Genomic DNA, 15,737 nt, shown 5'->3' on the forward strand with positions numbered 1-15,737 from the left:
AAGTTAAAGATGTAATTAGATAATAGCAATTATTTTTATAATTCATATAATAAATTATAAAAATATTCAAAGGAGATATAATTATGGACAGAAGATTTTTTGAAAATGACAATATAGAAGACTTATCTCAAAATAAAAGTGCAAAGAGTTTTCAAAAAATAGACGAAGAAGATGAGGTTCTAAAGGAAAATTATATGTGGAGTGATGAAGATTATGATTTTTCATCAGAAATAGATTTCAATGCAAAGGATGAGTATCTAGAGTCAAATGAAGAGGATAATTTAGATTATGATACTCAAGTAAATGAAAATTATAATGAATTAGAAGAAAGTGAAAGAGAAGAGAATGATAGTAGCTTAGATGAAAATATAATAATGAAAGTTAATTGTCAATGTGAGGATGAATACTCAAATTCAGAGTGCGATGAATCTTCAGAAGATAAATTTAATTGTAATTATCAATATTGTGATTCAGAGGATAATACAAGTTCCAGCAATGAAACAAGTTCAAGTGATGAAACAAGTTCAGATTATAGGTGTGATTGTGATTATCAATACTGTGATTCAGAAGAAGATTATAAATGTAATTGCTATGAATCAGTCCCATGTTCTAGCTCAGATAAACATTCTAGTTGTAATGATAATTATAGTAATACATTTAATGAAGATAAAAGATATAGAGAAAACAAAGAATCTTATTTAAAAGGAAAAAAAGAAGGGTATAACGCAGGATATGAAGCTGGAGCAAGGGATGCGATAAGAGCTGCATATAGGGCTGGTTATAAACGTGGATTAAGAGCTGCAGGTTATAGAATTTAATATAATAATTATAGAAAACGGTAATTACTTTGTAATTGCTGTTTTTTTATGAAATAAAATATCAACTATATAATTAGAATAAATGATGATTATATAGGGAAAATAAAGATAATAGTAAAAAGTACAATTTTATTTCAAGGATAATTTAGGAGGATAAATTTGATGAAAGTTAAATTTAGAGCGGTACTATATTTATTGTTGATAAGTCTTTTTATAGGATGTAATGAAGTTAACAATAAAATAAATGAAGGAGCTAGTGAAATTGAAAGAAATGAAGGAAAGGATGACCTCCAGGAAACATTAACGGTTGCAAATGAAGAAGAATTAGCAATAGCACTAAAAGATGATTATAGAATAACTATAAAAAATAATATTGAGACTAATAATGAATTAATAATGGAAGGGGATTTTTCAAAAACAGACACTACAGAAGGGAATAAAGTTAGTCATATAGGTAGAGAATTAAATTTATTTTATATAGATAAAAGTAATAATGTTATTAATAGTTATACTTTAAGTGTTCCTAGGTTGGTTATAAAAAGTAATGACACAACCATAAAGGGCGGTAAGATTAAGGGCGATATATATGTTGAAAGTGATGGATTAATATTAGATGATACGAAAGTTGAAGGAAATCTTTATTTTAAGGATAAAAAGAATAAAGACTCATTTAAATTAGAAAATACAGCTAGTGTATCAGGGGATATAGAAACTGAATAAATTATTATTAGATATAGTAATAGTTAAATTTTATCACATATAGAATATATTTTAAGTTTAATTACATAAGTATATATTAGATATAAAAAATATATTATTGTAAATAATTTAAATTAGCAAAATTATTTTTAATATGGAGGCTAAAAATGATGGATGAAATAAAAAAAGTGTTACTATTTGGTGTGGGAGCTGTAGCAAGCACATATGAAAGGGCAACAGAAGTAGTAGATGATCTTGTAAAAAAGGGGAAAATAACAATAGATGAAGGAAAGGAATTAGGAGAGGAATTAAAAAGAACATTTAAAGAAAAGGCAAAGGAAAAGGAAGAATTGTCTAATACAAATGGGAATAATATAAGGAATATAGAAGCTAGTAATTATGTTTTAAGAGATGAGTATGAAATGTTAAAAGCTAGAGTATATAAGCTTGAAAAGTTAGTTAATAAAGAAGATGAAAAATAGAAGCTTATATTGGAGGTAAGTAATGGAGGGGAATTCTGTTAATCGGTTTAAAGAAATATTAAAGGTATTTACTAATTATGGATTGGAATATCTTTTAGGTAAAAAAGAAGATAAAATAAAAAATTCCCCTTCAAATCTTAGAAAAGCATTTGAAGAACTGGGGCCAACATTTATTAAAATTGGTCAAATATTAAGTACAAGGCCAGAATTAGTTAATGAAGAGTATATAGTAGAACTATCAAAGTTACAAGATAATGTCCCAGCAGAAGATTTTGAAGAAATGGCTAAAGTATTTTATAATGAATTTTCTAAAAAAATAGAAGATGAATTTTTATTTATAAATAAAAATCCAATAGCCTCAGCTTCTGTAGCACAAGTATATAAAGGTATATTAAAGAATGGAAATGAGATAGTAATAAAAATTCAAAGGCCTAATATTAAAGAAAAAATGGATATGGATTTTGAGATTTTATTAGGTTTAAGCGGAAAAGTAAGCAAAATATTTAAAGATTCTATAGTCAATCCTAAAGAAATTTTATTAGAGATTAAAGCGGCTACCGAGAAAGAGTTAAATTTTAGTTTTGAAGCTGAAAATATAGAGAAATTTAAAGATTTAAATAAAGATATACCATGTATATATGCACCTTATGTAATAAATGAGTATACAGGAAGTAAAGTTTTAACATTAGAGAGCATACAAGGATTTAAAATTAATGATAGGGAATCTATTGAAATACTAGGTTATGATAAAGAAGATATATCAAGAAAGTTAGTACTTTCATATTTTAAACAAGTATTAAGAGATGGATTTTTTCATGGAGATCCTCATCCAGGAAATATATTAATAAGAGATGGACAAATATGTTTTATTGATTTTGGTATTGTTGGAGAGTTATCCAGTGAAAAGCAACGTGAATTAAATAGTGCCATTGAAGCTATTGCAAATGAGGATATAGATAAATTAACTGACTTTGTTATGAGTATAGGAATAAAAAGTGGAAAAGTTGATAGAGAAATATTATATAAAGATATAGATTATATTTTTAGAAATTATTATACTACATCTTTAAAGAATATAAAAATCTCAGTTTTATTTCAAGAAATATCATCTATTGCAAAGAGAAATAACTTAAGGTTAGCAAGTGACTTTACTATGCTCATAAGGACAATGGTAATCGTTGAAGGATTAGTAGCTGAACTTTCCCCAGAGCTTAATATTATAAGTTTAGTTATTCCATATGTTAAAGATTATTATAAAGAATATTTCTTATCACAATTTGATGCTAATGATTATTTATTAAAAGGCTATAAACTAACAAGAGATACTTTAAATATACCATCAAAGATTATAACTTTATCAGATACATTGATTAAAGGAAGGGGGAAAGTAAATATTGTAATAGAGGATAAGGAGAAATATATAAATGTATTAAACAAAATGGTTAATAGATTAGCCTTTGCTTTAGTTATAGCAGGAATGGTTGTTGCTTCATCTTTAATAATTAATAAAAATCCTGAGCCTAAAGTATATGGAATATCAATTATTGGAATGGGGGGATATTTTGTTTCTGCAATTTTAGGATTATGGTTGTTAATATCAATAATTAGATCTGGAAGTTTAAAATAAATATTAAGTTTATATAGTGATTGTAATATTACTAATATAATTTTTAATTAGAGTAAATACTATATTAGAAATAATATAAGAAAGGGGAGTTAAAATGCATTATAAAAAGGAGTACTCAGATGTATTAAAAGAAGTAGAAAGTACAATAAATGGTATATCAGAAGAGGAAGCTAAAAATAGATTAGCCCAAAATGGTGCTAATGAATTAAAAGAGTCCGACAAAGTTCCTATATGGAAAATGTTCTTAGAAAGCTTTAAAGATCCTTTAGTAATAATACTACTTATTGCAGCAATTGTACAAATATTTTTAGGGGAATTTGTTGAATCTATTATTATATTTGTTGTAGTAATTTTAAATTCTGTACTAGGTGTAACACAAACAAGAAAGGCAGAGAGCTCCTTAGATAGTTTGAAAAAGTTATCATCACCTAATGCCAAAGTACTTAGAGATGGAAAGAAAAAAACTATTCCAGTTAGAGATATAGTAGTAGGAGACATAGTGTTTTTAGAGGCTGGAGATTATATACCAGCAGATGGAAGAATAATAGAAGCACAAACTCTTAAGGTAGTTGAAGGAATGCTTACAGGTGAAGCCGAAGCTGTTCTAAAGCATAGTGAAAAAATAGGAGAAGAAGTTGGAATTGGAGACCAAAGAAATATGGTTTTCAGTGGTGCTACGGTTGTTTATGGAAGGGGAACTTTAGTTGTTACAGCAACTGGTATGAATACAGAAGTAGGAAAAGTGGCTACATTATTAGAAACTGCAGGAAATAAGCAAACACCTTTACAAGCTAAGCTTGATGAATTTGGTAAGAAGCTAGGAATAATAATAATGATTTTAGCAGCTCTAATTTTTATAGTTCAAGTAATTAGAGGATATATTTCAGGTCAAAATATGAGTACTTTAATATTTGATTCATTTATGTTTGCTATAGCAGTTGCTGTTGCAGCTATACCAGAAGCTTTATCCTCAATAGTAACTATTGTACTTGCAGTAGGAACAAAGGATATGGCAAAGAAACAGGCTATAATAAGAAAATTACCTGCAGTAGAAACTTTAGGTTCAACTAGCGTTATTTGTACAGATAAGACAGGTACACTAACTCAGAATAAAATGACAGTTGTTGATTTCTTTATGTATGGCGTTAGTAAATATTCAGTTGATGAAAAAGGAAATGATTCGGAGCAAGTTGAAGCAATAAATTTATCATCTACATTGTGTAATGATTCGGAAATAACAGAAGCAGGAAAGGAAATTGGGGATCCAACAGAAATTGCACTTCTCCACTTTGCAGATAAAAGAGGGATAGACTATAAGGAGCTAAGAGAAAAATATGATAGATTAAGCGAAATACCTTTTGATTCAGATAGAAAGTTAATGTCTACGGTGAATTCTATCAATGGAGATGCAATTATGTTTACTAAGGGAGCACCAGATGTTGTTTTTTCAAGATCAAAATATGCATTAAATGATGGTGAAATAGTAGAAATAGATGATAAGATTATAGAGCAGTATAGAAAAGTTAATGAGGAATTTTCAAATAGGGCATTAAGAGTATTAGCTTTTGCTATAAAAGATGTTCCAGATGATAATTTTGTTCCTTGTTTAGAGGATGAAGTAGAAATGACTTTAGTTGGATTAATGGCGATGATAGACCCACCAAGAGAACAAGTTTATGATGCGGTAAAAGAAGCAATTGGTGCAGGTATAAAGACAGTAATGATAACAGGAGATCATAAAACAACAGCTTCAGCCATTGCAAGAGAAATTGGAATAATGGCAGAAGATGATATATCTTTAACAGGTCAAGAGCTAGATTCATTATCAGAAACAGAACTTAAAAATAAACTAGAGCATATTACTGTATATGCAAGAGTTTCACCAGAAAATAAAATACGTATAGTTAAGGCTTGGCAGGAAAAAGGTTATATTACAGCAATGACAGGAGATGGTGTTAATGATGCACCTGCATTAAAGCAAGCTGATATAGGGATTGGTATGGGAAGTGGTACTGATGTTGCAAAGGATGCATCAGCAATGATTTTAACAGATGATAATTTTTCAACAATAGTATCTGCTATAGAGGTAGGAAGAACAGTTTATAGTAATATTAAAAAGGCAATCACATATCTGTTTGCAGGAAATTTAGGAGCTATAATTGCAATATTATTTGCTGTATTTGTAAATTGGCCAAATCCATTTACTGCATTGCAATTATTATTTATAAATTTAATAAATGATTCATTACCAGCAATAGCCTTAGGATTAGAGGCATCAGAGCCAAATATAATGAAAGAAAAGCCAAGAGATATAAACGAAGGGATACTTGCAGGAGGAACATTAAAGGATGTCGTTTTTAGGGGATGTATTATTGGAGTTATAGTAATATTAGCTCAATATATAGGAAACTCACATTCACCAGAACTTGGCGCTGCAATGGCTTTCTCTACAGTAACTTTAGCAAGAATATTTCAAACATTACCAGCTAGATCAAATTATATGCCAGTATTAAAATTAGGGTTATTTAAAAATAAATATGCAATTGGAGCAATATTAGTATGTTTATGTTTATATTCTATTGTATTGATACCAGGAGTAAGAGGAATATTTAATATTCCAGAAACTTTTGGATGGGTACAGTTTGGAATATGCTTAGGTTTTTCTATACTGGCAGCATTAATAATGGATTTAACTAAATTTTTTAATAAAATAAAATAATAATTTTAAATTTAAATAAAAACAAGGAAGATGTTTAATAATTCATCTTCCTTAGCTTTATTTATTTTAAAACTTTTTTTGCAAAATCTAAACCGAAATTATAAGCAGCATTTAGGTTTTCTTCACTAGGCTTAAATAATATTCCAAGTGGTTCAGAAACAATATTTAATTTTAATTGTTTATATCTTTCATTTATATTTTTAAGAGCTTCTCCACTCCAACCATAAGAACCGAAACAACTTACAGGTAATCCTCTATGAATTACAGGATTTAATGAAGATAAAATAGTCCATATTTGTGGTAAAGTATCAGCTAGTAAAGTGGAAGAACCAAGTAATAATCCACTACACTCATTAATTTCTTTTAGTACTTCATTCATATCAGCAGTTACTAAATTATACATTAATATATCTGCATCAAAGTTAGCTGCTTCAATTCCTTTTTTTATTGCTTCAGCAATAGTTTCAGTATATCCATAAGCAGTTACGTAAGGGATAACTATGCTTTGTTTTTCTCTTTTTACAGGTTGACACCATTCTCTATATAAGTTAGTAAATTTTTCAATATTTGAGCTATCTAGAACTAAACCATGCCCAGGACAAATATAACTTAATTTTAAATCTTTAATCTTATCCAGTGCTTTTAGCATAAATGGCTTGAATGGACCCATAATCATTCTAAAGTAATAATTATAAGCTTCAACATAATCATCTTCTTTATTATCTTCTATAGAGCTTTTTAATATACGTTCATCGCAGTAGTGAGCTCCGAAAGAGTCACAAGTGATTAATGTTTCATTTTCAATAACGTAAGTATACATTGTATCAGGCCAATGTAATTGAGGAACACTATAGAATTTAAGAGTTTTATTTCCTAATGATAAAGTTTCACCATCTTTTACAATTTTGCTTTTGAATGGTTTATTGATAATTTCACTTAAATATTTAATAGCAAGTGCAGATCCAACAACAGTTGCATTTGGGGCATATTCTAATATTTTTTCTACTGAACCAGCATGGTCTGGTTCTGTATGATTTACAACAACATAATTTATATCTTCTAAATTTACTATTGAACGAACTTTTTCTAAATGTTCATCGAAGAATTTTTCTTTTACAGTTTCAAATAAAGCAATACCTTCAGAACCTTTTAAAATATAAGAATTGTATGATGTACCGAATTTAGTTTCCATTATTATGTCAAAAATTCTTAAGTTTGGGTCAAGAGCTCCTACCCAAAATAAGTCTTCAGTTATTTTGAATGTTTTAGCCATGTGAATAATCTCCTTTTACAATTTAATATCAAATCTATAAGTTCTAATTCTAACTTCTATAATAATTATAGTCCAACAATAATTATTGTCAATAAACAAACAAAGAGATAATTATAAATTAATAAACTTAAATTTAATATTTTTAAAATAGTAAATAAATATTCTAGGTTATATATTTAATATAGTAATTTATTTCTATAGATAAATTAAGTATCAGAGATAAATAGAAAATAGCTAAGGGAAATAACTTAGCTATTTAAACAGGGTGTTTAGTTCTTGAGTACTCAATTCCATATGTATACATAGATTCTAGAATAGGAATTATTTTTTCTCCTATGTCAGTAAGCCCGTATTCTACTTTGGGAGGAATTACGGGATATACCTTTCTAAAAATAAGGTTATCTTCTTCAAGACTTCTCAATTGATTAGTTAGCATTTTTTGAGTAGTATTAGGTAATTTTCTTTTAAGTTCACTAAATCTTAGTGTTCCATTACTTAAATACCATAATATTAGAATTTTCCATTTTCCTGATAGTATTCTATGTACAAGAATCATAGGACATGTATCATATTTTGCACAACGATTTTTAAGGTGACAATCATTATGAAAAGAAAGGGTTTTACTCATTATGAAACCTCCTTATTTAAAGTACACTTATAATAATAACATATTTAATTATTTAAAACTATATACTTAGTATCTTTTTTGATACTATATATAAAAAAAGTGCCTTATTGTACAAGAAGTATATAAATAGTATTATTAGGAATATCGAGTATGATTAAAAATTTATTTAAAAAATATAGTTAAATAATAAAAATAAATGTATAATTATAGTGTTTTTCTATTGAAGAAATTGAAGTATATGATTATACTAAGAATAGTGACAAAAGGTTACAAATTATAATAAAAAGTTTTCTAAAGAAAAGAACTAGAAAAAAATAAAAATAATTATAATTATTATTAAAACACTTAGGATGATGAAAGAAGGTATATTATCATGGCAAAGAAAATGATGACTATTGATGGTAATACGGCTGCTGCTCACGTAGCATATGCGTTTACAGATGTAGCTGCAATATTCCCTATAACTCCATCTACTACAATGGCAGAAGTTGTTGATGAATGGGCTGCACAAGGTAAGAAAAATATTTTTGGACAAACAGTTAATGTTGTAGAGATGCAATCAGAGGCTGGAGCTGCTGGTACATTCCACGGTTCACTTCAAGCAGGAGCATTAACAACAACTTTTACTGCATCACAAGGTTTATTACTTATGTTACCAAATATGTATAAGGTAGCAGGAGAATTATTACCAGGTGTATTCCATGTAAGTGCTAGAGCGATAGCTTCACAAGCATTATCAATATTTGGAGATCATCAAGACGTTATGTCTGCAAGAATGACAGGTTGTGTAATGCTTGCTGCAGGTTCAGTACAAGAAGTAGCTGACTTAGCACCAGTATCTCACCTTGCAGCTATAAAGGGAAGATTACCTTTTGTAAACTTCTTTGATGGATTTAGAACATCACATGAAATACAAAAAGTTGAAGTTTTAGATTATGCAGATTATGCAGAAATGCTTGATAAAGAAGCTTTAAAAGAATTTAGAAGTAGAGCATTAACTCCAAACAATCCAGTTACAAGAGGAACAGCTCAAAACTCAGATATTTACTTCCAAACTAGAGAAGCTTCAAATAAATTCTATAATAATATAATTCCAATAGTTGAAGAATACATGGCTAAAATGGAAGAAAAAACAGGAAGAAGTTATGGATTATTTAACTACTATGGAGCAGAAGATGCTAAAGAAATAATTGTTGCTATGGGTTCAGTTACTGAAGCTATAGAAGAAACTATAGATGAATTAAATGCTAGAGGAGAAAAATATGGATTAGTTAAAGTTCACTTATTCAGACCATTCTCAGTTGAGCATTTATTAAAAGTTATACCACAATCAGTAGAAAAGATTTGTGTAATTGATAGAACTAAGGAGCCAGGGTCTAATGGTGAACCATTATACTTAGATGTATGTTCTGCATTCTATGGAAAAGAAAATGCACCTAAGATAGTTGGTGGACGTTATGGATTAGCTTCTAAAGATGTTACTCCTTCAGATATTAAAGCTGTATTTGATAACTTAAAGAAAGAAGATTCTAAAAACTTCTTTACAGTTGGTATAGAAGATGATGTTACTTTCACTTCAATTCCAGTAGAAGAAGAATTAAGAATAGCTACACCAGGAACAGTTAGATGCAAGTTCTGGGGATTAGGATCAGATGGTACAGTTGGAGCTAATAAGCAAGCTATTAAGATTATCGGTGAAAATACAGATAAGTATGTACAAGCTTATTTTGCATATGACTCAAAGAAATCTGGTGGAGTTACTATGTCTCACTTAAGGTTTGGAGATACACCAATAAGATCAACTTACCTTATTGATGAAGCTGACTACATAGCATGTCATGTACAAGCTTACGTAAATCAATATGATTTATTAAAAGGACTTAAAAAAGGCGGAAACTTCGTATTAAATACAATTTGGAACGAAGAAGAAATAGAAAGAAAATTACCAGCTAAGATGAAGAGATATATAGCTGAAAATGAAATAAACTTCTACACAGTTAATGCAACTAAGATAGCATCTGAAATAGGATTAGGTAGAAGAATTAACATGATAATGCAATCTGCATTCTTTAAATTAGCCGAAATAATACCACAAGAAGAAGCTACTGAATATTTAAAAGCTTCAATTAAGAAGGCTTATGGTAAGAAAGGTGACAAAGTTGTTAACATGAACTACGAAGCTGTTGAAGCTGGTATGAACTCATTAGTTAAAATAAATGTTCCTGAAAGCTGGAAAACTGCTACTGAAGAAGTTAAAGTAGAAACTAAAGAAGTAACAGATTTCGTTAAGAATATAATGAACCCTATGAATGCTTTAGAAGGAGATAAATTACCTGTAAGTGCATTCAACGGATTAGAAGATGGTACATTCCCAGCAGGAACTGCAGCATATGAAAAAAGAGGTGTTGCAACAGATGTTCCAGAATGGAATATGGCAAAATGTATTCAATGTAACCAATGTGCTTTCGTTTGTCCACATGCATGTATTAGACCAGTTCTAGTAACTGATGAAGAATTAGCAAAAGCACCAGCTGGATTTGAAACTAAGAAAGCTACTGGTAAAACATTAGCAGGATTAAACTATAGAATTCAAGTAAGTACATTAGACTGTACTGGATGTAACAACTGTGTTGATATTTGTCCAGCTCCAGGTAAAGCGTTAGAAATGAAGCCACTTGGAACTCAAGTAGAAACAGAAGTAGCAAACTGGGATTTCTCAGTATCAAAAGAAGTATCAAATAAAGAACACTTAACACCAGGTAAAACAGTTAAGGATAGCCAATTTAAACAACCACTTATCGAGTTCTCAGGAGCATGTGCTGGTTGTGGAGAAACTCCATATATTAAATTAGTAACTCAATTATTCGGTGATAGAATGATGATTGCTAATGCAACTGGATGTTCATCAATATGGGGAGGTTCAGCACCTTCAACACCATATACTAAGAACCATGAAGGTAAAGGACCAGCTTGGGCTAACTCATTATTCGAAGATAATGCTGAATTCGGATTTGGTATGTTCCTAGGAGTTAATCAAATGAGAGATAACATAGCTATGAATATGGCTAAGTTATTAGAAATGCCAATAGCTGAAGAATATAAAGAAACATTTAAAAACTGGTTAGAAAATAAAGAAAATGGGGAACTTTCTAAAGTTTACTCAAGAGAAGTTGAAGCAATACTTGCTGATAACAACATAGAAGATACAGAAGCAAAAGCTGCTCTTGAAGAAATCAGAAACAGAGCTGATTACTTAGTTAAGAGATCTCAATGGATCCTTGGAGGAGACGGTTGGGCTTACGATATCGGATACGGTGGATTAGATCATGTACTTGCTTCAGGACAAAACGTAAATGTATTAGTATTTGATACTGAAATCTATTCTAATACTGGAGGTCAATCTTCAAAATCTACACCAGCAGCTGCTATGGCTAAATTTGCAGCATCAGGTAAGAAGTCTAAGAAGAAAGACTTAGGAAGAATGATGATGGCTTACGGAAATGTTTATGTAGCACAAGTTGCTATGGGAGCAGATAAGAACCAAGTTGTTAAAGCTATGCTTGAAGCAGAAGCTCACAACGGTCCATCAATAATCATTGCATACTCAACTTGTATCAGCCATGGATTAAAGAAGGGAATGGGATTCTCTATAAGAAACATGGAAGAAGCAGTTAAGGCAGGATACTGGCATCTATATAGATTCAATCCAGAATTAAAAGAACAAGGAAAGAATCCATTTAGCTTAGATTCAAAAGAACCACAAGGAAGCTTCAGAGACTTTATAATGGATCAAGTAAGATATTCAGCAATTGCTAAGCAATATCCAGAGCAAGCGGAAGATTTATTCCAAATGGCTGAAGAACATGCTAGACAAAAATATGCTGAATTAAAGAAATTAGCAGAACAAGAATAATATAATTTAAAACACCTTAGAATTTCTTCTAAGGTGTTTTTTTATATAAAATATAAAACTTTAAATTTATTTAGAAAGTGATATAATAGTATAAATAAAAATTAAAATTAATATATAGATAAGTATATTAGAATATTTAGGAGATATAATAATGGAAAGAATATTTGCTATAGCTATGATTACTGGAGCCTTTTGTTATTATCAAAATAATAAAATTAGTATAACTAATCTAAAAATAAATCTTAAAGTTAATAATAAAATACGAATAGTACAAATATCAGATTTACATAGTAAAGAATTTGGAAAAAATAATAGTATTTTATATAAAATTATTATGGAGCAGAAACCAGATATTATTGTAGCAACAGGAGATTTAATAGATTCAAATATGAAAAGAATTAATAAAATAATAGAATTTTGTAGTAGATTAAATAAGAAAGTTCCTGTGTATTATATATTAGGAAATAATGAAATACGATGTTCTAGATTAAATGAAATAATAGAAAAGTTAAAAGAAAAAAATATTAATGTTTTAGAAAATGAAATAGCAACAATAAAAATTAAAGATAATACAATTAATATTTTAGGATTAGCAGAAAAGAGAGTAGATAAAGGTAAAATGTTTTATAGTAAGATAAATAGTAGATATGAGGTTGATAATGCTGATAGTTTATTTAGAAAGTTAGAAAAATTAATAGGAGTTAAAATTATTTTATCTCATTATCCTGAAAATTATGAATATGTAGGAAAGTATTCTTATAGTAAATATAACTTTGATATAATGTTTTCAGGGCATGCCCATGGAGGGCAATTTATATTGCCAGGTATAGGGGGAATATTTGCACCAGGACAAGGATTATTTCCAAAGTATTATAAGGGTATATATGGGGAAAAAAGCAAATTAGTTGTAAGTAGAGGATTGGGGAATAGTGGTTTTCCTTTAAGATTATTTAATAGACCAGATTTAGTTGTTGTAGATCTTATAAGTAATAGAAAATAAAGTAAAGTATTTTTAATAAATAAGAGCTTATTGCAGTTGCAATAAGCTCTATTTATTATTATAAACTAATTACATTGATTTGTGGAATGTTCTGTTTATAACGTCTAATTGTTGTTCTCTTGTTAATTTAATGAAGTTAACAGCGTATCCAGAAACTCTGATAGTTAATTGTGGGTATTCTTCTGGGTGTTCCATAGCATCTAATAAAGTTTCTCTATTAAATACATTTACGTTTAAGTGTTGAGCGCCTTGAGAGAAGTATCCATCCATCATAGTACCTAAGTTGTGGATTCTATTTTCAGGAGTTTTTCCTAATGCATCTGGAACAATTGAGAATGTATTAGAAACACCATCTTGTGAATGTTCGTAAGGAATCTTAGCAACTGAGTTTAATGATGCTAATGATCCGCTACAATCTCTTCCGTGCATTGGGTTAGCTCCTGGTGCAAATGGTTCTCCAGCTTTTCTTCCGCATGGAGTTGTACCAGTTTTCTTACCATAAACAACGTTTGAAGTAATTGTTAATACTGATTGAGTGTGGTAAGCATTTCTGTAAGTCTTGTTTTGTCTGATCTTATTCATCATGTTTTCAACTAACCATACAGCAATTTCGTCAACTCTGTCATCGTCATTTCCGTATTTAGGGAAGTCACCTTCAACTTCGAAATCGATAGCAACACCATCTTCATTTCTTATTGGCTTAACTTTAGCATATTTGATTGCAGAAATAGAGTCAGCACAAACTGATAAACCAGCTATACCACAAGCCATAGTTCTGAATACATCTCTATCATGTAAAGCCATTTGTAATTTTTCATAAGAATATTTGTCATGCATGTAGTGGATAACATTTAATGTATTAACATAAAGGTTAGCTAACCAGTCTGTCATAATATCAAATCTTTCCATAACTTCGTTGTAATCTAAGTATTCACCAGTTAATGGAGCAGTCTTAGGTCCAACTTGCATTCCGTACTTTTCATCTTTACCACCGTTTATAGCGTAAAGTAAAGTTTTAGCTAAGTTAACTCTAGCACCGAAGAATTGCATTTGCTTACCAACTCTCATTGCAGATACACAACAAGCGATAGCATAGTCATCTCCCCAGTATGGAGCCATTAAATCATCATTTTCATATTGAACTGATGATGTATCAATAGAAACCTTAGAACAGAAATCTTTAAATCCTTGAGGTAATCTAGTTGACCATAAAACAGTTAGGTTTGGTTCTGGTGATGGTCCTAAAGTATATAATGTGTTAAGTACTCTGAAAGAGTTCTTAGTAACTAAAGTTCTACCATCTAATCCCATACCAGCGATTGATTCAGTAACCCAAGTTGGATCTCCTGAGAATAAATCATTGTATTCTGGAGTTCTTAAGAATTTAACTAATCTTAACTTCATTACGAAGTGATCCATTAATTCTTGAGCTTCAGCTTCTGTAATAACACCGTTTCTTAAATCTCTTTCAATATATATATCTAAGAAAGTAGAAGTTCTTCCTAGAGACATCGCAGCACCATTTTGGTCTTTGATAGCTCCTAAGAATCCAAAGTATAACCATTGGATAGCTTCTCTAGCATTAGTAGCTGGCCCTGATATATCAAATCCATAACTAGCAGCTAATCCTTTTAATTCTTTTAATGCAAGGATTTGATCAGAGATTTCTTCTCTTAATCTGATTACATCTTCATCTATAGTTTTAACTTCTAAGCTTAATTTTTGTTGTTCTTTATCTTGGATTAATCTATCAACTCCGTATAGAGCAACTCTTCTGTAGTCACCTATGATTCTTCCTCTACCATAAGCATCTGGAAGACCAGTAATAACACCAGATTTTCTAGCTAATCTCATTTCAGTAGTATAAGCATCGAATACACCTTGGTTATGAGTTTTTCTATATTTGCTGAATATTTCTGAAATTTTTGGGCTTACTTCATATCCATAAGCTTTAGCAGCATTTTCAGCCATTCTGATACCACCATATGGCATTACAGCTCTTTTTAATGGAGCATCAGTTTGTACACCAACGATTTTTTCGAAAGCTTGATCAATATAACCAGGGTTATATTCATTAATTCCAGATATAGTTTCTGTATCTACATCTAGAACTCCACCATTTTCTCTTTCTTTTTTGAATAATTCACTAACTTCAGCCCAAAGCTTAGTTGTAGCTTCAGTAGCTCCAGCTAAGAAGCTGTCATCTCCTTCATATGGAGTGTAGTTAGTTTGGATAAAGTTTCTTACGTCAACATTTTTTGTCCATGAACCTGTTTTGAAATCGTTCCATTCTTCTCTCATTTATAGCGCCTCTTTTCTTAAAATTATTACATAAGTAATGTCATTTAATGTTAAGCAATAACTATATCTAAATAATAATGATTATTGTTTAACAATGGCATATTTAAACTATATCACTAAATTTTAAGTTTTTCAAGATTTAAGTTTAAAAAATAAATCTTGAAATTTTAAAAATTATAGTAATTTAATTCCTTAAATATAATAACATAGTATTACTTTATAATCAAAGGGGTTGAATAGAAAATAAGGTATGATATTGTAGAAAAAAGGGTAATTT

At 29.7% G+C, this 15,737-nt stretch carries 10 protein-coding genes; 7 read left to right on the forward strand and 3 right to left on the reverse strand.

Annotation, left to right across the window (positions count from 1 at the left end):
- Positions 1 to 83 precede the first annotated feature (83 nt).
- From Q0Y03_RS06700 to Q0Y03_RS06720, 5 genes are all read left to right on the forward strand, one after another.
- Positions 84 to 818, forward strand: a complete 735-nt coding sequence (locus tag Q0Y03_RS06700) for a hypothetical protein (protein WP_297713075.1) — start codon at positions 84 to 86, stop codon at positions 816 to 818.
- Positions 819 to 980: 162 nt separating this feature from the next.
- Complete coding sequence (locus Q0Y03_RS06705) at positions 981 to 1,538, forward strand: hypothetical protein (RefSeq protein WP_297713076.1); 558 nt, start codon at positions 981 to 983, stop codon at positions 1,536 to 1,538.
- Between the two features lie 146 nt (positions 1,539 to 1,684).
- Positions 1,685 to 1,999 (forward strand): hypothetical protein, encoded by a 315-nt coding sequence (locus tag Q0Y03_RS06710; protein ID WP_297713077.1) that lies wholly within the window; start codon positions 1,685 to 1,687, stop codon positions 1,997 to 1,999.
- Positions 2,000 to 2,021: 22 nt separating this feature from the next.
- Positions 2,022 to 3,626: an AarF/ABC1/UbiB kinase family protein gene (locus Q0Y03_RS06715; RefSeq protein WP_297713078.1), complete on the forward strand. Its 1,605-nt coding sequence runs from the start codon at positions 2,022 to 2,024 to the stop codon at positions 3,624 to 3,626.
- Between the two features lie 94 nt (positions 3,627 to 3,720).
- Positions 3,721 to 6,345 carry a calcium-translocating P-type ATPase, PMCA-type gene (locus Q0Y03_RS06720; protein WP_297713079.1) on the forward strand — a complete coding sequence of 875 codons (2,625 nt, stop codon included), beginning with the start codon at positions 3,721 to 3,723 and terminating at the stop codon, positions 6,343 to 6,345.
- A 61-nt stretch (positions 6,346 to 6,406) separates the two neighbouring features.
- On the opposite strand, the gene Q0Y03_RS06725 is transcribed toward Q0Y03_RS06720, so the two are convergent.
- Both Q0Y03_RS06725 and Q0Y03_RS06730 read right to left on the reverse strand, forming a co-directional pair.
- Complete coding sequence (locus Q0Y03_RS06725; protein WP_297713080.1) at positions 6,407 to 7,618, reverse strand: FprA family A-type flavoprotein; 1,212 nt, start codon at positions 7,616 to 7,618, stop codon at positions 6,407 to 6,409.
- A 256-nt stretch (positions 7,619 to 7,874) separates the two neighbouring features.
- Positions 7,875 to 8,246, reverse strand: a complete 372-nt coding sequence (locus tag Q0Y03_RS06730) for a helix-turn-helix domain-containing protein (protein ID WP_297713081.1) — start codon at positions 8,244 to 8,246, stop codon at positions 7,875 to 7,877.
- Between the two features lie 373 nt (positions 8,247 to 8,619).
- Between Q0Y03_RS06730 and nifJ the strand changes: the two genes are divergently transcribed.
- On the forward strand, positions 8,620 to 12,159 hold the full coding sequence (gene nifJ, locus Q0Y03_RS06735) for a pyruvate:ferredoxin (flavodoxin) oxidoreductase (protein WP_297713082.1): 3,540 nt from the start codon (positions 8,620 to 8,622) through the stop codon (positions 12,157 to 12,159).
- A 151-nt stretch (positions 12,160 to 12,310) separates the two neighbouring features.
- Positions 12,311 to 13,159, forward strand: a complete 849-nt coding sequence (locus Q0Y03_RS06740) for a metallophosphoesterase (protein ID WP_297713083.1) — start codon at positions 12,311 to 12,313, stop codon at positions 13,157 to 13,159.
- A gap of 69 nt (positions 13,160 to 13,228) precedes the next feature.
- Here Q0Y03_RS06740 and pflB read toward each other — a convergent pair whose 3' ends face one another.
- Positions 13,229 to 15,460: a formate C-acetyltransferase gene (pflB, locus tag Q0Y03_RS06745; protein WP_297713084.1), complete on the reverse strand. Its 2,232-nt coding sequence runs from the start codon at positions 15,458 to 15,460 to the stop codon at positions 13,229 to 13,231.
- Positions 15,461 to 15,737: the final 277 nt, after the last annotated feature.

It is taken from the genome of Clostridium sp. (assembly GCF_026168755.1).
Classification (GTDB): Bacteria; Bacillota; Clostridia; order Clostridiales; family Clostridiaceae; genus Clostridium.

Excerpts from the sequence above, each read along its gene's own strand:
- Q0Y03_RS06730 (WP_297713081.1), bottom strand. The coding sequence starts at position 8,246 with ATGAGTAAAACCCTTTCTTTTCATAATGATTGTCACCTTAAAAATCGT.
- Q0Y03_RS06715 (WP_297713078.1), top strand. The coding sequence starts at position 2,022 with ATGGAGGGGAATTCTGTTAATCGGTTTAAAGAAATATTAAAGGTATTT.
- pflB (WP_297713084.1), bottom strand. The coding sequence starts at position 15,460 with ATGAGAGAAGAATGGAACGATTTCAAAACAGGTTCATGGACAAAAAAT.
- Q0Y03_RS06700 (WP_297713075.1), top strand. The coding sequence starts at position 84 with ATGGACAGAAGATTTTTTGAAAATGACAATATAGAAGACTTATCTCAA.
- nifJ (WP_297713082.1), top strand. The coding sequence starts at position 8,620 with ATGGCAAAGAAAATGATGACTATTGATGGTAATACGGCTGCTGCTCAC.
- Q0Y03_RS06725 (WP_297713080.1), bottom strand. The coding sequence starts at position 7,618 with ATGGCTAAAACATTCAAAATAACTGAAGACTTATTTTGGGTAGGAGCT.
- Q0Y03_RS06720 (WP_297713079.1), top strand. The coding sequence starts at position 3,721 with ATGCATTATAAAAAGGAGTACTCAGATGTATTAAAAGAAGTAGAAAGT.
- Q0Y03_RS06740 (WP_297713083.1), top strand. The coding sequence starts at position 12,311 with ATGGAAAGAATATTTGCTATAGCTATGATTACTGGAGCCTTTTGTTAT.
- Q0Y03_RS06710 (WP_297713077.1), top strand. The coding sequence starts at position 1,685 with ATGATGGATGAAATAAAAAAAGTGTTACTATTTGGTGTGGGAGCTGTA.
- Q0Y03_RS06705 (WP_297713076.1), top strand. The coding sequence starts at position 981 with ATGAAAGTTAAATTTAGAGCGGTACTATATTTATTGTTGATAAGTCTT.